Consider the following 23,132-nt stretch of genomic DNA (forward strand, 5'->3'; position numbering starts at 1 on the left):
ATTTAAAGTTTTGCAAAGTTGTGTAATAGGATTTCACCATAATGATGGCTTTTTTCCGGATGAAATTGTATTCCATACTTATTTTCATGGTGAGCGGCTGATGCAAATTCACCACCATAATCTGTAATAGCCATAATATCTTCCTGATTATTACAATGGAAATAGTAGGTATGAAGGAAGTAGAAAATTGAGTTATCTTCCAAACCTTTAAACAATTCAATATCTTTTACAGGTTTTACATCGTTCCATCCCATATGAGGAAGACGGGTTACCTGATGAATTTTTGTTTCATCAAATTTCTTAACAGTAGCATCAATCCACTTTAAGCCATCCAGCTTACCTTCGTCACTATTATTTGCCATCATTTGCATTCCTACACAAATTCCAATAACAGGAACTTTCTGACCTAAGACCAGATCATCCAGCTTATCTCTCATTCCTGAATTGTTCAATTGAGTCATTGCATGATCGAAATGCCCTACTCCAGGAAGAATAAGCTTTTGCGCTCCTTCAAGATCTTCTTTTGTTTTAGCGATTTTTACGGCAACGTCTACCCTTTTATATACATTAACGAAGGCGTTGATATTTCCAACACCATAATCAATAATTGTTATCATCTGAATAATCTTTTTTCAAGACCTAGTTTTCTCATTGTCTGAGCTCCTATTCCTATTAATGATCTTTTATTTTTATAGTCATGGAAAGTCTTATTCTGTCCTTCAAATAATGTCTGAAGTTCTTCAGTGGTAAGATCGAGTTTATGAGCTACATATTCAAATTCTTTTTGTAAAAATTCTTCAGAAAGCTCCGGTCTTGAAACTCTGTCCAGAGCCTCTTCTCTGGTCATCTGCCCGGTAAGAATTAAGCTTGAAAAATGTGCTTTTCTTTTTTGATATCCAAATTTTCTTGGCATCCAATAATCCTCATAGAATCTCGTAAACCTTGATTCATGATGTTTATGCTGAAAGCTTTCCCATCCATACTTATCAAACAGCATCTGTTCAACATCTTTTTTAATATACGGAAGGCAATTGAGTGGTTTATAAACCTGCATACCCAAAATATATTTGTAGTATAGTTTATAATTCATGATATCTACTATGGGAAATGTTTTAAGATCTCTTTTCCCAAATTTTTTATGGATGTCTAAAATCAATGTTTTGTCTATTCCTGGATAAGCACCCCATTCTTCAGGTTCACGGCAGCATTCCGTAGAATAATTCCCACCTGTCAACACATATTTGATTTTATGTTTTTTTGCAAATTTATATAGCCCTGAAAAAAATGCTACATCCTGAGGCATATCCTGATCTGCTATTTGAGCTTTCAAAAATGCTACCTGTAAGTCTTTCATTTCTTCCCAGTTGATCACTTCTGTATATAGATCCAGATTAAGTCCGTTAACTAATTTTTCAATATTGCTTACAGCTCTATCTGTATTCCACCCTGCATCAACATGAAAAATAAGAGGACGAAGTCCCATTACTTCTTTGGCTACGTAGGCAGCATAAGAGCTATCCAGTCCACCACTTAACCCTATTATACAGTCGAAATCTCTGTTTTTACCATCTTTTTTTATTTTTTCGGCTTCCTGCTCCAACTCTCTTTGTCCTCTTTCATCAGTATGCCATGTGGGTAATATATTCTCAATATAGTTTGTGTAATAATCACTTTCACCTTTTTCATTAAAAACAATATGTGGATCGGTGGTATCCATTATTGTTTTTGTGCATATTTGTTGCGTTTTTATTTCCATATCTATTTTTCCCTATTTTATAAATTTTAATATCTTTTTCATCAAGTCTATATTAGACTCATTATTTCTTTGAATAAAGGTATTGATATCTTTAGCTCTGAATTCTTCTTTATACAAATTATGATTGTATCCGTATTTATCGGCATTCCACCAGATAATTCCATCCACTTTTTTTCCTTTGTAAGATTCGTTCAGAATTATATTCATATATTTCAAGAACTCTTTCTCCGGAATTTTTTTTAATCCAATTTTTTGATTACTTGGATGATATCTTTCCATAACAAAAGGATATACAGGTTTGTTATATTGCTTCCCTACTTTGATAAGTTCCTGAATGTTTTTTCGTGCAAACTTGTCATTCATATATCCATTAGGTTCTTCATCTGAGTAAAAGAAATACATTGACGGAAAAAAAGCATCACTTATTTCAAGTAAAGGTTTGAGTTTTTGATATTTGCTGAAAAAATCTTTTTCAAGATCCCAATAAGTCGTAAAAGGAACTCCATAAAAGCCCCATTTAACTTTCGGTCTTATACTTTTTGCAGTTTTAATAATTTTTATAAAATAATCCAGAGACTCACGAAATTTGGGCGAATTTTCATTTTCATTGATCAGATGATCAATATATGGAGATTCTATATCGATATAGCACAAACCTGTATCCGAAATATTAGGATATAAGGAAACTATATTTTGCTTAAGCTTATCAGCGTCTAATCCCAGGTATTGCCCAGTAGAGACTGCATGCTCATCAATAAATAAAACTTTTTCAATTTTGTTGGTTTTGGTAAATGTCTTCAGATTTTCGTCTACCGCATCAAAATAAAAATAAAGCTTTTGTTTATTTTTAATCTGGGCATCTATCTTTTGAATCATAAAAACCAAAAGCAAAAAAGCAAAAATATGTTGAAACAATTTTGACATTTTCATTTTTTACTTGTTTTGGTGGGTTTCAATAAATTTTTTAACATCATTAAAGAGAAAGCCATTTTCTTCAATTTTTCTATCATCCCATTTCCACCACTTTATGGCCAGCATTGCTTCTATACTTTCATCATCAAATCTTTTTTTGATGAATCTGGCAGGATTCCCCGCCCATATTTCATAAGGCCCTACATCTTTTGTAACCACACTTCCCATCCCTATTACCGCACCGTCTCCTACCGTTACTCCTGTTTTGATAAGTACATTGTTTGCAATCCATACATCATTTCCAATACTGGTATGTCCTTCAAGAGAAAAATCATGAAGAGCAAATTTTTTGGGTAAATGATCTTTATTTTTATTGAAAACAGGAGAGGTAGACACCCAATCTATAGTGTGTGGAGCTCCCCCAATAATAATGTTGGCTCCAAATGAGCAGAATGCCCCAATATCGGTATTCAAAATAATACAATCATATCCGATATCAGAATATTTTCCCATCTTCACGTTCACCAATTGCGAACCTGAGCAAACCTTTGATGTTGAATGAATTTCAACATTCACAAGTGCTCTTAATCTTATTTTCTTAAGAATCTTAGACCAGTAATATTCAATTTTTCCTAACATATTTAAGCTAATGAACGTTTTGCAATAGATGAATAAGCAAATTTAGACAATCCTCCTTCAGCAGCTATCTTCATTTTATTATAAATATCAGGAGACTGTAAAACATATTGAAGTGTTTTTTCAATTTCCTCTGCAGAATCTTCTTTCAGAAACATACAGTTTCCGCCAATATCCATATGGGTCATTTCATCCCAATATTTATAAATTGTAGGCGTGCCTGTACCGACGGCCTGTTCCCATAAAACAGAATGGGTACCAGGAAAAACAATGAGATCGGCCATTATAAAATAATCTAATATTTGATCTGCCGACAGCCATCCGACAAAAATAACATTAGGAGATTTTAGTAAGCCGTTTATATAATCAAGTATTTCAGGTGCTATAGTTCCAAACACCACCAGTTTTACTTTTGGTGTATGAATATTTTTGAAAGCCTCTAAAACAAGATGTATATTTTTTAAAATATCTATTTTACCACCTGTGAGAACTACAAAATCGTCATTGTTAACACCAATTTTACTACGCAAAGCGTCACTGTTATTGGCAGCAATCTTCTCTTTGAATATTTCATCATCAAGCCCCATTTCCAATAATTTAATTTTGTCCTGTGGAATTCTGTAAGCATCTCTCAGAAAACTACACCGGAGTGGAGTGACGCCATAGAACATTTTAACATGAGGTGCAATTTTTTTTCCTATATATCTCCAGATCGTGTGGTGAAAAACATATTTTGACATCCATGATTTTGCACTGTTTATATAATCTGTATGGCAGTCTATGTATACCTTAATATTATTTTCTTTGGCATAATTCATCACTTTAACAATATCCATAAAGGAGTAATCATGAATAAATAAGATATCTGGTTTTTCTCTTTTCAGAACCTCCATCGTTCCTTCATAAATACGGATGAACTTATTGAATTTATAATTACTTTTTTTATAATCTAACCTTACAACCTTATATCCGTCTTTTGAATAATACTCACTTGCTTGGGGCAAGAAGCATGGCTTCCCTTCACTATTAAAAGAAACAAGAGAGGCGATGACTGTAACATCATATCCCATTTTCATATGATACTTCGGTAACATATTTTCCTGATAAGAATAATCATCGATATAAAAACTCGATAAACAAAGGTGTACTATTTTCATTATTTATATTCTTTTTTTAATACCGGGAATAATAATGTCACTCCCAATAAATTCCAGAAATCTACATTCTGATAAATATTTCCCGTAGTCATTGTCAATCCGAAAGAGAGGAACGACAAAAACACAAAAGCAAGAAATTGTGGTGGATAGCTTTTAAAAGCCCGAATTTTTTTCTGATATGAAAATAATATACCAAGATACATAATCAATCCCAGAAACCCTAAACTCATCAATACCTCCAGAAACATATTATGAGGGTATCCTCCTTCAGGAATCAATACATATTGACTTCCCACTACTGGAGAATCATAAAACATTTCCAGTGCTTGATCATATAAGTAATTCCTACTCTCTTTTTCACCACTCTGAACCTGCTCCCCAAGCCTTCCTATCCTATCAAAAAGTCCTAGCTCTACATTGTTTGAACTTAAGTAACTCAATATATATCCTCCAAAAAAGAACATAGTAACCATAACAACCAAAAAGCGAACATACCTTCCGGCTCTTTTCTCCGCATAAAGATAGATACAGCAAAGTAAAAGGCAGTCCATTATAGTAAAGATAAATGGTCCTCTAGAGGATCCTAAAATCAGATTTACCAATCCCAGCACCAAAAATCCATATATCCACAATTTAAACTTTTTTGTATATTCATTAGGCATAAAAACTACCATAGACATGCATATAATGAGGAGATACCCACCATACAAGCCATATGAAATAGAGTTTACCAACGATGAGTTTTCTTCCAGTCCTTTCACTTCCGCTCTGGCCAAAAGAACTTCAGGTGACAAGGAAAAATCGTTCTGGAAAAGAAAAGTAAATAATATCAGAAGATTTACGACCATCAGGGTATAAAAAGACCTTTTTACCATTCTCCCGAAGTCACAATAAACGATTCCTCTGGAAATAGCAAAAATAGAAAGTATGATATTACCAATAAAAAACGAAAATATCTGAAAAGGTTTCTGATCCGATTCTACATTGGTAATTGATATATCGTAGAGTAATCTAAAAAAATAGAAAACAAAAAAAACAATGACAGGAAGTATATAAAGATTTTGCTTTCCTACCGGCAGTTTTATACTCTTAAAAATGATATAGATAGCCAATAGCATGGCAATACCTCTATATCCTATATTAAAAATAGTTGAGTTAACTCCTAAAAAAAAAGATAGGACTGCAGATATAGGATAGGCAAAGCACAACAGAACAACCAACCATTCTGTTAAATTACCTACCTTCTTTTGATATATACTTAGCATTTACTTTAATTTAACATCAAATCTATTTCATACTTAGCTCTATCTTCCCAAGAGCTTAATTTTTTGTTGGCAAAATTAATCGCTTCTTTTTTTAATTCCTGTCTTTTAATTTCATCCGTCAATAATAAATCTATAGCTTCAGCAATTTTTTCAACATTATCTGTTTTCAGCTCAAAATAAGCCGATTTCTCTATAAGATCAAGTGATCCGGTATCATTGATTGCAATCATAGGTACTCCAAGTTGCATTGATTCAATAAATACATTTCCAAGGTTTGAAGTATGGTATAAAGAGAAAGTAAGATTTGCATGGTACATCATATAATGAACTTGCTGAATAGGGAGACCATAAATAAATTTCACATGATTATGTAAATTATGTTTTTCTACAATCTGATGGAGACTTTTCACGTATTCATCATCATGTGCAGATCCCACAATATAGGTCATTGGAAATTTTTTTCCTTTTTTAGAAAGATCTCCAAGTGCTTCCAGCAAAAGATTCTGCCTTTTCCAGGGATCCATCCTTGCCACATAAATGATATATTCGTCAGGGATTTCAAAATCCGGTTTTTCAATATTCTCAATTATGTTCTTATCTACTCCATTGATAGGAAAGTAAAAAGGAAGAGAAGACGTTCCAAGTTTTTTGAAAACAAGATCGCCTTTGGTACCATCATTCGTAACAAGTAAGCCTTTTCCTTTGGTAGAAAAAGTAAGATATTCTAATGGGTGTTTGGCAAATATAGATAGTTTACTGTCGGTAATTTCATTAATAAGAAATGTTCCGTAGATCCGTCTGAAATCAGGTATTTTAACCCATTTTCCGATTAAGGAAGTAATTCCGCCCAACGATCCAAATCCTATAATTCTGCTAATGTTCGGATTCTGTTTTACTATTTTTTTTCCCAATAATGTCGTTTCATAAATTAACTTCATTCCATTGACAAATCCACCTGCTCTTTTAGGAAGGATATAGTACTTAATCTTATCTGAATATTCTTTGGGAAGATTAATTTTTTGATCAGGTTGCCATATAATGATATGAACCAAAGAAACACGCGGATCATCTAATAATCGTAAGAATACATTATTAAAAGCAGGCATTCCTTTGGATCTCACGTTTCCTTCATAAAAAAATGAAGTAGCCCCTGTCCATACATTTGTTAATAACAGAATTTCCATCTTAGTCAGCTCTTTCTCCGTAATAATTCTTGGTTTTCAACCATTCATGGAACTTAAATGCAGTATCATATAGTTTTTTGTAGAAACCACTGTTATAATATCCTTTATAATCAAGATAGCTTTTTGTAGGAGCATTCATCATATTTTGGAAATCAGTTTCAGACATTCCTAATTTTTTCATGAAGTACTGCCTGTCCTCTTCCATCATTGTTGGGTTTGGATAAGGATCTTGCTGTAGGTCTAAAAGAGCTTCTTCGCGAGTCATTTCACCTGCACAAATAAGATTTGAATGGTGTGCTTTTCTTTTATCTATATTAAACTTTCTAGGTTGAATATAAGCTTGAGTAAATCTTGTATAGATAGATTCGTAGTGTTTTCCTCCATAATATACCCAGCCTAACTCTTCTTCAATCAACTTTTTCCCTTTTTCCTTGCTGTAATCCACATAGTTAAGGATATTGATAACTGCTAATTTATGCACAAGTTTATTTTTGAAATTATCAAAAATCGTTGTTCTCGGGAAAGTTTTAAGTTTCGCCGTTCCAAACTGTTTATGAACATTCTTAACCATCAGCCAGTCTCTCTGGGCCTCTCCTTCAGACCATCTTGGAGACATAATAAACTCTGAAGAACCATTGGATCCGTTGATGATATATCTCACATTATTTTTAATCGCAGTTTGATTAAGAATAGAAATGATTCCATGGTCTGTTGGAATTTCCATTCCAGGAACAGAAGCTTTTAAAAAAGACATCTGAAGATCCTTAAACTCCTTCCAGTCAATAACATACGTATACAAATCAATCCCTAATTTATCCAAACATTTCTGAATGTTGGATACAGCTAATTCAGAATTCCAGCCATTATCCAAATGAACAGCAAGTGGTCTCAACCCTCTTCTTTTTACTTCGTATGCTACGTAAGTGCTATCCACTCCACCGCTTACCCCAATGATACAGTCATATTTTTTTCCTTTTCCGGCTTGTTTAATTTCGTCAATGACAAGCTGTAACTGGCGCTCTTTTTCTGGTGAATAAGTGAAATCATTTTGGAGGTAACTATTACAATAATTGCAATGTCCTTCATTATCAAATGTAATGACTGGATCCGTAGTATCCATCACACATCTTTTACAAATTCTTATATTTTCTTTTATCATTTCAATTTTATTTTAGCTTGAATATTATTCCAGTCCGGATAATTGATAAGGACAGCCCGATGCACTCCTTTATAAACGAATAAACTTCCTGCCGCACTGGCAGATGCTCCTCCTTCATTGATGGCTCTCACAAGATCATCCTCATCCTTAGCTCCTCCACAGGCAATTACCGGAATCCCCACTGAATTACTTACTTTTTTTATCAATTCAAGATCATAACCTCTGTACGTCCCATCCCTGTCTATAGAATTCAAAAATATCTCGCCGGCTCCTAGTTTCTCCATCTTTTGAGCATATTCTATTACATCCAGCGATGTATTTTTCTTTCCATTATCGGAATACACATATTTTTTCTTAAAAAGATTAGTTTTAACATCTATTGAAACAACAGTACTTGAACTTCCAAATCTCTTCGCTGTTTCTTTAATCAGTTCTTCATTGATCAGCGCACTTTTGTTAAATACTATTTTTTCAACTCCTTGAAATAAAATATCTTTCACCTGCTCTATAGTGGTTATACCCCCACCATAAGCCAACGGCATAAAAGCTTCACCGGCAATTTCTTTGATCAAATTAAGATCCGGAGGCCTGTTTTCTTTTGTGGCACTGATATCCAGGATAACGATTTCATCAACTTCTTTTTCGTTGAAAATTTTTACTGCGTTGATAGGATCTCCTACATATTTGTGGTCTTTAAATTTAATTGATTTAACTAATCCTCCATCTTTTATCAGTAAAACCGGAATAATTCTTTTCATCAATAATTGTTTACAAAGTTACTATATAATTTAAGACCGAATTTATGGCTTTTCTCCGGGTGAAACTGTACTCCCAAAATGTTTCCTTTTTCTACAGCAGAAACAAACTCATAACTGTATGACGTTTTCAATAATACATCCTCCGGATGATTAACCATCATATGATAACTATGAACGAAATAGAATCTACTTTGCTCGTCCAGTCCTTCCAATAATTTACTTTCTTTTGCTTTCTCTACCCAGTTCCATCCCATATGTGGTATTTTCTCTCCTGCCAGAAATTCCTGATCTCTGAATTTCTGAATGGTCCCATCAATCCAACCCAATCCTTTCGGATGATTTCCTTCTTCACTACTTTTAAAAAGCAACTGTGCTCCAAGGCATACACCCAAAATCGGTTTTTTATTATTAAGGATTTCATTTTCCAATGTAGTAAAGGAAGGAAGGCTTTTAAGTTTATTCATTCCGTATTCAAAGGAACCTACTCCCGGAAGTATAATTTTATCAGCTTTAAGTATATCTTCTTCACGATTGGAAATTTTACTTTCCGCTCCTGCTTTTTTAAGCATATTGGCTATGGAAGTTAAATTTCCTATACCATAATCTATAATTAAAATCATCTATTTGCTTTTTAAATGTTCAATTTTTCTGCTCTGAATGTTTTAAAATCCTGAGCAGAAATATATCCGTTATACTCATATTCATTTGTAAAAGGAACGCATTCTTCTTTTACCAGATCTTTTATTTTTCTGGCCGGGTTTCCTCCAATAACACAATATCCTTCCTCAAATGACTTTGTTACTACAGCACCTGCTGCAATAATGGTAAAATCACCTACTACTACCCCTGGAAGTATTACAGCATTCATACCAATCCAGCAGTACTTGCCAATTCTTACCTCCTTTACTATTTTTTTGCGGCTGTCATACAGATCATGATTAGAGCTTATGATCCCTACGTTAGGAGCAATTTGTGTATAATCACCAACATATACCTTACCTCCCCCCTGAATATAACATCCGGGAGAATATCCGGGAGAAGTATCTATACCGGCATAAATATTTTTAGGGTTTCCTACTATACTTGTAAAATGCATAGGCCAATAGGCGTCTCTATTATATCCTACTACTTTTTGCATAAACCACATTCCAAACCTGATAGGGGTTTGAGTATCTCTTGTTTCATAGAAGAAACGAGTGAATGGAATAGCCCTTACAATTTTCCAAATTCCTTTTTTTACAAGTCCTAACATTTTTTAGAATATTTATATGATAGTATGAAATACGTTAAATAAATAATTACAAAATTAATACTATAAATCCAAAGTGTTTCTGTAATGGAAACAGAATATAGCTTTGGAAGATAAAATATCACTAGGGACGAAACAAACATATAAATATGCAACAAGAAGTCCATTTTTTGTTTCTCGGCAATGTAAAACATATAACTAAGCGGGCTTGATACAAATTTGAAAAAATAATATACTGCAAAAATTCCCGCAAATTTTCCGGCCTCACGCCACTCTTCTCCAAAAATAAATGCAAAAATATCCGTTCCGAAAATCATTAATACAGAAAATGGGACTATAGATATAAGAGCTAGGTTTCTTGCTGTCTTCACAAAAAGTTCTCTGCAATCTCCGAAAGCAATATACTGTTCTGAAGCTTTCTGCCTAAAAACTTCTAATATAGAAGATGAAAGAAGTGTAACAGGAGCGTCAAGCATTCTTTTCATCAATGAATATTGCCCTGTTGCCTGTACTCCATATATAGGAGTAAGAAAGAAGACAGGTACTTGGGCTGATGAATTATTCAAAAGATCAGAGGGAATATTATACAGAGGGAAATCTTTATATCTGGAGGCCACTGCTGAGAACTGAGATGTAATTTTATTTTGAAATTGAAACAAAAACTTCAGTTTAGGAAACAAGTAAATTGTTGAAAAAAGCAGTCCTAACAATTCGCCCAATATAAGCCCCCCCATATTCTTCAAAAAGAAGATACATATAAGAGAAACCGATATAGATACAAAAGTTTTAATCACCCTTGATTTTGATATCTCCTTAAAGTTTTTTTTATAATTCAAAAAAGTTAAGAAAATAAGGTTTACAGCATAAATGATTAGTAAAAAAGGAATCAGATAAAGCCACTTCATAAGCAAACTATCTATTCCCCATGAATTTAAATCAAAAAATAAAGAAGAAAGATAGATAAGAATAATAAGGAATGTGGAGAAAAAGATGCTTATTGCCATTCCCAGACTTGATACTACTACAATATCATTTTCATTTTTAGATAGTAAAATTACACGCTCATATTTGCCTGTAGCAAATGAACACAAAACTGTATAAATGGCAATAAATGTTGTATAATACCCAAAATCTTCCGGAGTATAATTTCTTGTCAATATAGGGGTTACAGCAATCGCAATAAGCTGTGAAACAGCAGTCCCTGTCATAACAACAGCGACATTTTTGATGAATTCGGACCCTTTATATTTGTCGATTATCCTCCTTATCATAATTAGAATTTCACAATTTCATTAACAATTTTTCCTGCAGCATTTCCATCTCCATAAAGGGTTCCATTCCAATCAGCAGGAAATTTGCATAATTCAGTACCTAAATCCGATAAGTCATCAAACATAAGGGTATTTCCCCCCAACGCAACAGTCTCCGTCCATTCAGTTTCCGTACGTACCGTAACACATCTTTTCTGAAGCCAATAAGCTTCCTTTTGCATGCCTCCACTATCCGTAATCAACCCTTTCGAATAATATAGATAATTTAAATTATCAAAATAACTCTGTGGTTCTATAATAATCAGGTTAGAAAAGTCTTCTGTTTTGATACCAAAGTCCTGTACCATTTTTCTTGTTCTCGGATGCAAGGCAATGATCACTTTTTCGGGAAGGCTGTTTAAGGCTTTGAAAATTTTTGTAAGTCTTTCAAGATTATCTGTATTATAAGGCCTATGAATAGTAACGTAATAGTATCCGAAATCAGACTTTTTATCACCGATTTTATTTTCAGCAATAACAAGATTCACCAGATCCTTCATAATATCTCCTACCATAACAGCATCTTTGGAAAGTCCCTCCTGAGAAAGGTTTTCTACAGCAACGTCTGATGTCACAAATAGTTTTGAGGAGATATGATCAGTCAAAATTCTGTTTACCTCTTCTGGCATTTCTTTATTAAAACTTCTCAGTCCTGCCTCTATATGAAATACAGGAATATGTAATTTAACGGCTACCAAAGCTCCGGCCAGAGTAGAATTGGTATCTCCATATACTACTACGCCATCAGGTTTCTCATCAAGAATGATCTTTTCTATATCAATCATCATTTTCCCTGTTTGTTCACCGTGATTCCCACCTCCATTCTGTAAGATATATTGCGGCTTTTTCATATTTAGCTGATCAAAAAATATGGTACTCATATTTTCATCATAATGCTGTCCTGTATGAATGGTGATAAGGTTTATTTTATCTTCAGCTGCTTTTTCAAAAGGAAAATGTTTGATAAACTGAGGTCTCGCTCCAATAATCGCAATTATTTTTTTCATCCTTAATTTTATTTTAAATGATATATCCTTTCGATAATATCAACAACTTTTAATCCTTCCAAAGCATTAGTTGTAATGGTATTTCTACCTTTTAATACATCCACTACATTTTCAATGATATAATGGTGATTGGCTGCCGAACCTTTATATGCTCCATAGTCATTCCCTGGATTAGTAGGAGGCAACTCTGGCATCACATAGTCTTTAACGTTACAAACTTCTACTTTATCCATGTACTGTCCTCCAATCTTTACAGATCCGTTTTCTGCAATAATTGTCATTGAGCTTTCAAGATTTTGGTTCCATACGGATGTAGAATAATTTAAAGATCCCATTCCTCCGTTTACAAAATCAAAGCTTATAAACCCGGAATCTTCAAAATCTGTCAGATCTTTATGGTTAAAATCTTCAAATTTTGCCTGAATATTAGTTATATCCCCGAATAGCCAGTACATAATATCTATAAAGTGGGAGAACTGGGTAAACAATGTTCCTCCATCCAAATCTTTTTTACCATGCCATGATTCAGGCTTGTAATACCTGTCATCACGATTCCAATAACAATTAAGCTGAACCATGAATATTTTACCTAATCTTCCACTTTCTACCATTTCTTTAATCCATGCAGAAGGCGGGGAATAGCGGTTTTGCATTACAGCAAATACTTGTTTATGCTTATGAAGTGCCTGAAAAATCAATTTTTCAGCATCCTGCTTATTAAGAGCCATGGGTTTTTCCACAACTACATGTTTCCCAGCATCAATAACTTTGTATGCTTGTTCAAAATGAAATCCATTGGGAGAAGCAATATTGACTACGTCAATTTCAATACCTGAGTTCAGGAGTTCGTCCAATGATTGGAAAAAAGGGACATTATGGCTTTCAATCCCCAATGTAGATTTCTCTTTTACATCTACTAAGGCTACCAATTCACATTCTGCATTTCTGGAGACCATTTCTGCATGTCTTTTCCCGATATGCCCGCAGCCAACAACCGCAAATTTTATTTTTTCAGACATCTGTAATTTTTTAAATTTTCGAAACTCTATTATTTTCTAATCTGTATTGTTCTTTACTCTCTTCACATATTGCCATTCCCTGTTCATCAAAATGAAGGCGATGTCCAAATTCGCTCATCCATCCCATTTGTCGGGCAGGATTACCCACCACCAAGGCATAGTCAGGCACTTCTTTTGTAACTACGGCTCCTGCTCCTATAAATGCAAAACGACCTATATCATGGCCACAAACAATTGTTGCATTGGCTCCTATAGAAGCCCCTTGCCCTACATGTGTTTTCAGATATTCATTCTTTCTGTTTACAGCACTTCTTGGATTTATTACATTAGTAAAAACCATAGAGGGCCCTAAAAAAACGTCATCATCACAAGTCACCCCCTCGTAAATAGAAACATTGTTTTGAACCTTTACATTCTTACCTAAAATTACTTTAGGCGAGATCACTACATTCTGACCAATATTGCATTTCTCTCCTAAAATACAACCAGGCATAATATGCGAAAAGTGCCAGATTTTTGTTCCGGCTCCTATTTGACATCCTTCATCAATAACGGCTGTTTCGTGTGCAAAAAAATCTGACATATCTTTTTATTTTAATTAAAATAGTTCTTAATTTCATCAATAATGACATCCAACACTTCCTGATTGAATTCTGTATGGATGGGTAGAGAAATCACTTCTGAACAAAGTAATTCTGTAACCGGAAGTACAAATCCTTCTTCTACATATTGTAAAAAAGCTTCTTGCTTGTAAAGTGGTAAAGGATAATAAACCATACTGGGAATATTTTTTTCCGCTAGGTATTTCTGCAAACCGTCCCTCATTCCATTTTTTACTCGAATTGTATATTGATGAAATACATGGGTTGAATTTTCTGCTCTTCGAGGGATCTGAATCTGATCAATACCTTTTAAATTCTGATCATAATAATCTGCCATTTTATTTCTGGCAGCAGAATATTCATCCAGATATTTAAGCTTAACTTTTAATACTGCAGCCTGTAAGGTATCCAGTCTAGAGTTACAACCTAATACTTTATGATAATATTTCTTTTCCTGACCATGATTGGCAATCATTCTTATTTTTGATGCTAATTCATCATTATTGGTCATCAATGCTCCTCCGTCACCATAGCATCCTAGATTTTTTGAAGGAAAGAATGAAGTACATCCAATATCGCCTATGGTTCCCGTTTTTCTTGTGGTTCCATCAGAAAATGTATAATCTGAGCCAATTGCCTGCGCATTATCTTCTATGACGAAAAGATTATATTTTTTAGCAAACTCAAGAATTTTTTCCATATCGGTACTCTGACCGTATAAATGAACCGGAACAATAGCTTTTGTATTGGGAGTAAGATAAGATTCTAATCTCTGAAAATCAATATTGAAAGTATCTTCATTAACATCTACCATGACAGGCTTCAGTCCTAAAAGTCCAATAACTTCTGCAGTAGCTACGTAAGTAAAAGCCGGGCAAATCACTTCGTCTCCAGGCTTCAGCTCAAGAGCCATCATCGCAATCTGCAAAGCATCAGTTCCGTTAGCACATGGAATTACATGTTTTACCCCCAGATAATTTTCGAAATTTTGTTGAAACTCTTTTACTGCAGGACCGTTTATAAATGTTGTATTATCAATAGATTCCTGAATACCGGCATCTATTTCATTCTTTATTTTTTGATATTGACCTTTAAGATCAACCATTTGGATTTTCATATACAGTTTTTATGTTGTGGATATCATTCAGAAATACATACTCAGTTCCCTATTTGCGCACTGATTTTATCTCCGATAGAGAGACAAGAAGTTGCTGCAGGAGAAGGTGCATTTCTTACATGGATGATATTTCCATTTTTCACGATATCAAAGTCATCAATTAATATACCGTTTCTATCACAAGCCTGAGCTCTAACTCCTGAACCTCCAGCAATAAGATCTCTTTCTTGTATTTCTGGCAATAATTTTTGTAATGCTTTTGTAAAAGCAGATTTTGAAAGCGAGCGATGAACTTCACCCATTCCTGTTTTCCCATATTTTGCAACAATTTTTCTAAAACCAGGCCAGGTAAGCGTTTGCATTGTTTCATTAAAATCAAAATCAAAGAACTTATATCCTTCTTTTTTAAAAGCCAGCACCGCATTGGGGCCTGCTTCTATGTTCCCATCTATCATTCTTGTAAAATGCACACCCAAAAAAGGAAAATTAGGATCTGGTACCGGATAAATCAGGTGTTTCACAAGATGCTTTTTCTCATCTTTAATCTTATAATATTCACCTCTGAAAGGAATAATGATTACATCATTCTTTTCATTAGTCATTTTTGTTATTTTATCCGAATAAAGACCGGCACAGGAAATCAGTTTTTTGGCTTTAAATTCAGAGTGAATAGTTTTAATAATGATTTCAGAACTTCTATTGACAATATTCTTTACTTCATGATTAAATTTAACCTCTCCTCCGAGCTCTTCGAAAAGTTCTTTTATTTTCTTTGCAATACCAGGGTAATCTATAATACCTGTCTGAGGAACTTTAATAGCTCTGACTCCTTCACAATGGGGTTCAATTTCTTGGAATTCTTCCCTGGAAAGATATTGCAAATTTTGAAGTCCGTTTTCTACACCTCTTTTATAGATATTATCCAAAAGAGGGAGCTCTTCCTGTGAAGTGGCAACAATAATCTTACCACAAAGGTCATATCTGATACCATGTTCTTTGGCAAAGTTAATTATTGAATTATAACCATCGATACAATTCTTTGCCTTAAGACTACCTGGTTTATAATAAATTCCGCTATGAATTACACCACTGTTATGCCCTGATTGGTGCAGTGAAACGTCATGTTCTTTTTCTAAAACAACAATCTTAGAATCCGGATTTTTAATTTTAACCTGATAGGCTGTAGCCAGACCTACCAGACCTGCACCAATGATTACAATGTCATAATTCATTTGTCTGTTATAATCTTGCGTCTACTAAATTTCTGTCTAAGCATGCTTTAGTATCAAAAACTACAGCATTATCTTTTTTCAGTGTGTTAAGATCCATTTCAAGGAACTCATTATGTGATACAGCAATAATAAGCGAATCATATTTTTTACCATCCTGAAGTTTTTCAAGGATTTCAATTCCATATTCATGTTTCACTTCTTCCTTACTTGCCCATGGATCGTAGATATCTACATGGATGCCGTAGTCAACAAGTTCGTTATAAATATCAACTACTTTTGTATTTCTAACATCCGGACAATTTTCTTTGAATGTAACTCCTAATATAAGGGCATTAGAATCTTTAATAATCCCTCCTTTCGCAATAAGTAATTTTACCACTTTAGAAGCTACAAATTTTGCAATAGAATCATTCACTCTTCTTCCAGATAATATAACATCAGGATGATATCCCAATTGTTCTGCTTTGTGAGCCAAATAGTAAGGATCTACAGAAATACAGTGCCCACCTACTAATCCGGGTTTATATTTAAGAAAATTGTATTTTGTTCCCGCAGCTTCCAATACATCATTAGTATCAATACCCACTCTGTCAAAGATCAAAGCCAACTCGTTCACAAAAGAAATATTAACATCCCTTTGTGCATTCTCAATGGCCTTGGAAGCTTCTGCTACTTTAATACTAGGTGCTTTATGTGTGCCTGCTGTAATAATTGTTTTATACAACTGATCAACTTCTTCCGCAATATTTTCAGTAGAACCGGAAGTTACTTTTTTTACACTGGTAAGCGTATTTACTTTATCTCCCGGGTTAATTCTTTCAGGTGAATATCCTACAAAGAAATCTTCATTAAATGTAAGTCCTGAGTATTTCTCAAGAACAGGAACACACTCTTCTTCTGTACATCCGGGAAAGACAGTTGACTCATAAATAATGATATCCCCTTTCTTAATAATTTCTCCCAGCATTTTTGATGCTGAAATCAACGGATTTAAATCCGGAGCATTATATTTATCAATAGGGGTCGGTACGGTAACAATGTATACATTAGCCTTTGCAATGTCAGCTAACTGACTTGTAGCAACATATCCTATTTTACCTTCTGATTCTTTATATTTTTTTAAGCCTTCATTAAGTTTATCAATATCTGCCTCAAGTGTTATATCTAGACCATTATTAAGCTGGTCTACACGCTGAGCATTTATATCAAAACCTAATACAGGATAATGATTTGCAAATTCAAGAGATAATGGCAAACCAACATAGCCTTGCCCAATAACTGCTATTGTGTATAATTTCATATTTTATAATCTGTCTTTTATTTTTTCCAACCAGTTTTTTTCTTTTGTTCCATAACCATAGCCATATTTATTACCATAGCCAAAATAGTTTTTATTTACATCATTGATAACAAAACCAACATTCTTGATTTTCTTCTGACTGATATTTGTATTGGCAAAATCCACAAGGGTTTTCTCTGTATATTTGGATCTGGTAACATACAATGTCACATCCGCATAATCAGCTATAAGTAATGTATCGGTAACCAACATTAATGGCGCAGTATCTAAAATAATGTAATCATACTGAACCTCTAATCCTTTTAACAATATTTCAAACCTTCCATTAGAAAGTAATTCCGTAGGATTGGGCGGGATCATTCCTGAATAAATTACATCCAGATGAGGATTAAAAGAAGAGGTATGAATAATACTCTCTAACTGAGTATCATCAGAGTATAAAAACTCGGTAAGACCACTGAGTCCTTTTCTCGCAGGATTATATCTCTGTAACTGAGGATTTCGTATATCTGCACCAATGATAATGACTTTCTTTTTCGGTGTTGCCATGGTAAGGGCAAGGTTTACAGAAACAAAGGTTTTTCCTTCCCCTTTTACTGTAGAAGTTACATATATCTTTTTCCCACCATTTCTCTTAGGCAGCATATAGTTCATATTTGTAATCATAATCCTGAAAGCTTCAGCCATAGGAGAAAGATCATTGGTTTGAATCAGATCATGATCTCCTTTTTCAAGACTAGGAATCTCACCAATAACTGGTGTATTAGATGAATTCTCCAAATCATGTTTTGTACGAATTTTGTTGTTCAATAATTCGCCTAAGTATACGATGATAAATGGAATAAGTAGCCCTACTAAAAGTGCAGATAAAAGAACGAAATTTCTTTTTGGCGCTACCGGACCAGTGGTATAGGCTGCATCTAAAATTTTAGCTTTCGGTGCAGTAATTGACTCGGCAATTGCAGTTTCCTCTCTTTTTTGTAATAAGAGAATATATAAATTTTCTTTGATTTGTTGCTTCCTCTCTATTCCTCTGAATATTTTTTCGATAGATGGAAGTTTTGAAATTTTATCTGAAATTTTATTTTGCTCACCCAAATATTCATTTCTTGCAAGCTCTAATCCAGCCTTGCTCCTTTGAAGACTTTGTATAACGGATGAACGCATAGAGTTTATCTGTCTTGTAACATCAATAACTGCCGGGTTTTCTGGAGTTGCTGATTCCAATAATCGACTTCTTTGAGCAATAAGCTGATTATAAACTGATATTTCAGAACCTGCTTCTGCATTATTTAATCCGACATTCACAGGAAGTACCTGGTATTGTCCTTGTTTAGATACAAATCCTAGCAATGAGTTTGTTAATTCCAATTGGGCGTCAAGCTCTAATTGTTTTGATCTTGCAGCAGCTGCACCTTCAAGGCTTATTTTTGCTTCTACTTCTATATCTGAAAGGTTATTTTTTGATTTGAAACCTTCTTTTTCATTTTCTACCTGGCCAAGTTCTACAGAAAGTTTAGCAATCCTGTCTTCAATAAAATCTAATGTTTTCTTTGATTCAGAATTTTTATCTGTGATAGCATCATAATTATAGGCTGTAATCAGATCATTAATAATATCCTGTGCTTTATCAATCTGAGGATATCTCATCATTAATCTAAGAACTGTTGCATCTTTATTTACAAAATTCACATTCAACCCTCCTAATAATCCACCTACTTTTGCATCTACAGAAGCAATATCAAGAATAAGATTATTGTAGTCTATTCCAGGTAATGCCTTAGGGTCAAAGTTTTTATTTTTAGTAATGATGATATTGGCAAAAGGCAAGCCTATTGTTTTTCCAAACCCTGTTACTATTTCTTTTTTGGATTTACCTACATTCAATGTAAGTTTATCTTTATTAATATTCAACTTAACAGGATCTCTTGTTGGGCTGGGCTTATCATTAATAACAGTTACAATAATCGGAGATGTTTCTTTGTAAAGTTCTATATTGGTAAATTTACCTTCTCCAAAAATATTCGTTTGAAGGTTTTTCTTAATAACAACCTCTTTCATCAAACGTTTAGACTTCAGGATTTCTATCTCATTAGCAATACTATTGGTTTTAAGACCTCCAAATGTACTTAAATCCGGAAGTATACCCAATTCGTTACTGGATGGAGTTGAATTATTACTTGCGTCTTTAATAAGAATTGTAGACTGTACATTGTATACAGTTGTCATATATTTAAGTGAAACAAAACCTATAACAAGAGCTGCTATTGCAAAACCTACAAACAAAGGCCATTTCCTTAAATACGGCTTAATTATTTCGTTAATTTTAATGTTATTATTTTCCGACTCGAAAAACTGTGAAGAATTTTGATTATCCATCAATCTTTTATTTCTTATTAAATAAACTAAATACTAATGCGATGGCAGTAACACCAATCGAAATTGCCGTCAAGTAAAGTCCTGTATTGGGGTTTTGTTTTGCTGTAACGTCTTTTGTGTTGTTAGAAGCAACAATGATGGCATCTCCCTGCTTTAAATTATAAAAAGGAGAGTTAATAAGATTAGCATCTTGAAGATTGATTCGTCCGTGAGTAACTGTTCCATTCTCTGTTCTTATAATAAGAACCTGGTCTCTTTTCCCATACATCGTCAAATCTCCAGCCATTCCTAATGCATTAAGAATAGTTCCTTGTCCGTTTGATATAAAATAGTCTCCCTGACGGTTTACCTCTCCTAATACAGTAACTTTAAAGTTGGCTAAACGAACATTCACTGTAGGGTTAATAACATATTTAGTCATTTTCCCTCTCAATTCATCTTTAAACTCGGTTAATGACTTATCTTTTGTATTTATTTTTCCTAAAATCGGAAAATCAATATTTCCATCTGCATCTACAATATAAGTAGGTCCTGTAATCACACTTACTCCTTGGCTGGGAGTATTTCCTCCTGCACTGGTATTAGTCTGGATAGATTCTGATGAAGAATAATTTTGGTTAAAAGGTTTTACAACATCCATATCTTTTGCTGTAATCAAAATAACAAGCTGATCTCCTACTTGAATCGTATTATTAGAATTTTTAGCCGATGCATCTATAGCCACTTGTTCTATATTTTGCATATAGTTCAATTCATTTTTAGCACTAGGATTTACTTTACAGGAAACCAATAAAGAAATCAATGCTATTGCTAATATTTTTCCTTTCATTATATTTTTAAATTGTGCAAATATACATTTATATTTTACTATTTATCTAACGCCTCGTAGATAGAATTATTACTTCTAAATTCAGGTACAATTGTTTTTAGAATTTTTACTACTTCCACCTTATCTCTTCGTAAAGAGGCTTTGGTTATCTGTTTTGTCAACAGATCTATTTCTTCAAATCCCATTGACGGATCTTTGGAAACCATAATCTTTTCATTATGAGTCGGAAGTGTTTTAGCATTATCACTTAACAGCTCTTCATAAAGTTTTTCTCCTGGCCTCAGCCCTGTATAAATAATCTTAATATCTATATTCGGCTCAAGCCCAGAAAGTTTTATCATTCGATTGGCAAGGTCCAGAATCTTAACAGGCTCTCCCATATCAAAAACAAAAATTTCTCCTCCTTCCCCCATTGTTCCTGCCTGAAGAACAAGCTCGCAAGCTTCAGGAATAGTCATGAAGTATCTCACAATATCAGGGTGAGTAATAGTTACCGGACCTCCTGCTTCAATTTGTCTTTTAAAGTGAGGAATCACTGAACCGTTAGACCCTAATACATTTCCAAATCTTGTAGTAATAAACTTTGTGGTATTACCTTCTACATTCTGAAGAGATTGTACAAACAATTCTGCAGCACGTTTAGAGGCTCCCATTACATTTGTTGGGTTCACTGCTTTATCAGTAGACACCATAACAAATCTATTCACTTTATATTTACTTGATAGTCTTGCAACAATTTTCGAACCTAATATATTGACAAAAATGGCCTCGTGAGGATTTTCTTCTACCAAAGGAACATGCTTGTAAGCAGCCGCATGATATACCATAGAAAAATTATACATCTGAAATAAAGATTCCATTCTATGCTGGTTTGAAACATCACCTAAAACAAACTTAAATGCAATATGAGGGAATTTCTCTCTCATTTCAAGCTCAATTTCGTAAAGCGGTGTTTCTGCCTGGTCCAAAACAACAATCAAAGATGGATTTACCAATGCAACCTGTCTTACAATTTCGCTACCAATAGAACCAGCACCACCTGTAACCAATACAGTTTTATCAAAATGTCTGCTTTGAATTTTTTCATTCTGAATTTTAATGGGCTTCCTATTTAATAAATCTTCAATCTGAAGATTTTTAATTGATCCGCCTAAATCGCTGTCTCGCAGTTTTTGTACAGAAGGAGCCTTGAAAACATTCAAATCTTTTTCCAGAAATAAATTCACCCAACTATTCATTTCATCCCTGGCCATCATTTCCTTAACGATGAGGACTCCATCAATGATCAGATCATCTTTTGAATTTTCTTCAATCTTTTGTTTCTCATATATGGGTTTTCCAAGCAGTGAAGCTCTTTTAGAATCCGTTCTTTGTGTAAGAAACCCTACTACCTGATAAGGTAAACTTGGATTATCCAAAATAGCACGGGCAATGGCTATAGATTGTTCATCAATTCCTAATACTAAAATTCTTTTTTTCAGTGCACTTCTTCTATATTCTCTTACGATATGAAAAAATTCTTTAACATAGAGCCTAAAAAGAAACAGTCCCATAAAAGAGATAACAAAATACAGGATCAGGTAAGGTGTAAGAATAAATTTGCTCCCGCTTGTCCAGAAATAAAACATATTAATGGTCCCGATAGTAAACATCGTACAGAAGCAGGATACCAACAATTTAAAAAGGTCTATAAATGTTGAGTGTCTTATAATTCCTGCATAGGTCTTAAAAAGATACATAAAGACTGTGTTTACTACAATAATAAAAGCAAAAACAGTACTTTTATCATCATGGTAAATAAACTCTTTTTGTGTAATTTTTTCAATAATGTAAGTTGAAAGGAACAGAGAGATGACCAGAATAATAATATCTATTATAAGTATTATCCATCTGGGAAGATATCTTACGTCTGAGAGATTGACAACATTATCTCCTCCAAATATTGTTTTCCTAAGAGAATTATACATTGTCTATATTGGTATTCATATGTTAATTAATACGGTACTAATCTTGGTTACTAATTTAATTGCTTTAAAAGCATTCATGCAAAATTAAAATAAAATATCATCTATATTCTAGATTTCAAAAAAATAAAATTAATTTCTGGATTGTATCTCCAGATTCCTTATCCTATTCTTTTTCATCATTTAAATTTAGTACCAATAATAAATACTGACTAGGGTCAAAAAGCATACCATAAATATTAATTGTAAAAAAATGTTTTTTTTCTAAACAACACTTATTTTCAATAAGATTCTGAC

General features: G+C 33.6%; 21 protein-coding genes. All 21 read right to left on the minus strand.

Annotated elements, in window-relative coordinates; translation table 11 throughout:
- Positions 1 to 2: 2 nt before the first annotated feature.
- The 21 genes from hisH (BBI00_RS23340) to BBI00_RS12015 all read right to left on the minus strand — a co-directional run bounded on the left by hisH (BBI00_RS23340) (position 3) and on the right by BBI00_RS12015 (position 22,838).
- Positions 3 to 617: an imidazole glycerol phosphate synthase subunit HisH gene (gene hisH / locus BBI00_RS23340; RefSeq protein WP_065398973.1), complete on the minus strand. Its 615-nt coding sequence runs from the start codon at positions 615 to 617 to the stop codon at positions 3 to 5.
- Positions 614 to 1,756, minus strand: a complete 1,143-nt coding sequence (locus tag BBI00_RS11920; RefSeq protein WP_065398974.1) for an N-acetyl sugar amidotransferase — start codon at positions 1,754 to 1,756, stop codon at positions 614 to 616. The genes hisH (BBI00_RS23340) and BBI00_RS11920 overlap by 4 nt, the downstream gene beginning before the upstream one ends.
- Before the next feature lie 12 nt (positions 1,757 to 1,768).
- Positions 1,769 to 2,680 (minus strand): hypothetical protein, encoded by a 912-nt coding sequence (locus BBI00_RS11925; RefSeq protein ID WP_165602519.1) that lies wholly within the window; start codon positions 2,678 to 2,680, stop codon positions 1,769 to 1,771.
- Between the two features lie 9 nt (positions 2,681 to 2,689).
- Positions 2,690 to 3,307, minus strand: coding sequence for a CatB-related O-acetyltransferase (locus BBI00_RS11930; protein ID WP_065398976.1), 618 nt, complete (start codon positions 3,305 to 3,307; stop codon positions 2,690 to 2,692).
- Between the two features lie 2 nt (positions 3,308 to 3,309).
- Entirely contained in the window at positions 3,310 to 4,380 is a 1,071-nt protein-coding gene (locus BBI00_RS11935) for a glycosyltransferase family 4 protein (RefSeq protein WP_228394755.1), read from the minus strand.
- An 80-nt stretch (positions 4,381 to 4,460) separates the two neighbouring features.
- Positions 4,461 to 5,726: an O-antigen ligase family protein gene (locus BBI00_RS11940; RefSeq protein WP_083988485.1), complete on the minus strand. Its 1,266-nt coding sequence runs from the start codon at positions 5,724 to 5,726 to the stop codon at positions 4,461 to 4,463.
- A gap of 5 nt (positions 5,727 to 5,731) precedes the next feature.
- The gene (locus tag BBI00_RS11945) at positions 5,732 to 6,910 is read right to left on the minus strand and encodes a glycosyltransferase family 4 protein (RefSeq protein ID WP_065398979.1); all 1,179 of its coding nucleotides are present in this window, start codon (positions 6,908 to 6,910) and stop codon (positions 5,732 to 5,734) included.
- A gap of 1 nt (position 6,911) precedes the next feature.
- Entirely contained in the window at positions 6,912 to 8,069 is a 1,158-nt protein-coding gene (locus tag BBI00_RS11950; RefSeq protein ID WP_065398980.1) for an N-acetyl sugar amidotransferase, read from the minus strand.
- The gene (locus tag BBI00_RS11955) at positions 8,066 to 8,827 is read right to left on the minus strand and encodes an AglZ/HisF2 family acetamidino modification protein (RefSeq protein WP_065398981.1); all 762 of its coding nucleotides are present in this window, start codon (positions 8,825 to 8,827) and stop codon (positions 8,066 to 8,068) included. The genes BBI00_RS11950 and BBI00_RS11955 overlap by 4 nt, the downstream gene beginning before the upstream one ends.
- Positions 8,827 to 9,447 (minus strand): imidazole glycerol phosphate synthase subunit HisH, encoded by a 621-nt coding sequence (gene hisH, locus BBI00_RS11960; protein WP_065398982.1) that lies wholly within the window; start codon positions 9,445 to 9,447, stop codon positions 8,827 to 8,829. Before hisH (BBI00_RS11960) ends, BBI00_RS11955 begins: the two co-directional genes overlap by 1 nt.
- Positions 9,448 to 9,458: 11 nt before the next feature.
- A complete protein-coding gene (locus tag BBI00_RS11965) occupies positions 9,459 to 10,079 on the minus strand; it encodes an acyltransferase (protein ID WP_065398983.1) in 621 nt (206 codons plus the stop codon).
- Positions 10,073 to 11,347 carry a lipopolysaccharide biosynthesis protein gene (locus tag BBI00_RS11970; protein ID WP_065398984.1) on the minus strand — a complete coding sequence of 425 codons (1,275 nt, stop codon included), beginning with the start codon at positions 11,345 to 11,347 and terminating at the stop codon, positions 10,073 to 10,075. Before BBI00_RS11970 ends, BBI00_RS11965 begins: the two co-directional genes overlap by 7 nt.
- Before the next feature lie 2 nt (positions 11,348 to 11,349).
- A complete protein-coding gene (gene wecB, locus BBI00_RS11975) occupies positions 11,350 to 12,393 on the minus strand; it encodes a non-hydrolyzing UDP-N-acetylglucosamine 2-epimerase (protein ID WP_065398985.1) in 1,044 nt (347 codons plus the stop codon).
- A gap of 8 nt (positions 12,394 to 12,401) precedes the next feature.
- Positions 12,402 to 13,412 carry a Gfo/Idh/MocA family protein gene (locus BBI00_RS11980; protein WP_065398986.1) on the minus strand — a complete coding sequence of 337 codons (1,011 nt, stop codon included), beginning with the start codon at positions 13,410 to 13,412 and terminating at the stop codon, positions 12,402 to 12,404.
- Between the two features lie 10 nt (positions 13,413 to 13,422).
- The gene (locus BBI00_RS11985) at positions 13,423 to 13,995 is read right to left on the minus strand and encodes an acyltransferase (RefSeq protein WP_065398987.1); all 573 of its coding nucleotides are present in this window, start codon (positions 13,993 to 13,995) and stop codon (positions 13,423 to 13,425) included.
- Between the two features lie 11 nt (positions 13,996 to 14,006).
- Positions 14,007 to 15,131, minus strand: coding sequence for a DegT/DnrJ/EryC1/StrS family aminotransferase (locus BBI00_RS11990; RefSeq protein WP_065398988.1), 1,125 nt, complete (start codon positions 15,129 to 15,131; stop codon positions 14,007 to 14,009).
- 41 nt (positions 15,132 to 15,172) lie between these two features.
- Positions 15,173 to 16,363: an L-2-hydroxyglutarate oxidase gene (gene lhgO, locus BBI00_RS11995; RefSeq protein WP_065398989.1), complete on the minus strand. Its 1,191-nt coding sequence runs from the start codon at positions 16,361 to 16,363 to the stop codon at positions 15,173 to 15,175.
- Between the two features lie 7 nt (positions 16,364 to 16,370).
- The gene (locus BBI00_RS12000; protein ID WP_065398990.1) at positions 16,371 to 17,663 is read right to left on the minus strand and encodes a nucleotide sugar dehydrogenase; all 1,293 of its coding nucleotides are present in this window, start codon (positions 17,661 to 17,663) and stop codon (positions 16,371 to 16,373) included.
- A 3-nt stretch (positions 17,664 to 17,666) separates the two neighbouring features.
- Positions 17,667 to 20,042: a GumC family protein gene (locus BBI00_RS12005; RefSeq protein WP_065398991.1), complete on the minus strand. Its 2,376-nt coding sequence runs from the start codon at positions 20,040 to 20,042 to the stop codon at positions 17,667 to 17,669.
- A gap of 7 nt (positions 20,043 to 20,049) precedes the next feature.
- Positions 20,050 to 20,871, minus strand: a complete 822-nt coding sequence (locus BBI00_RS12010; protein ID WP_065398992.1) for a polysaccharide biosynthesis/export family protein — start codon at positions 20,869 to 20,871, stop codon at positions 20,050 to 20,052.
- 38 nt (positions 20,872 to 20,909) lie between these two features.
- Positions 20,910 to 22,838 carry a polysaccharide biosynthesis protein gene (locus tag BBI00_RS12015; protein WP_065398993.1) on the minus strand — a complete coding sequence of 643 codons (1,929 nt, stop codon included), beginning with the start codon at positions 22,836 to 22,838 and terminating at the stop codon, positions 20,910 to 20,912.
- Positions 22,839 to 23,132 lie beyond the last annotated feature (294 nt).

Source organism: Chryseobacterium arthrosphaerae (genome assembly GCF_001684965.1).
In the GTDB taxonomy this organism is placed as follows: domain Bacteria; phylum Bacteroidota; class Bacteroidia; order Flavobacteriales; family Weeksellaceae; genus Chryseobacterium; species Chryseobacterium arthrosphaerae.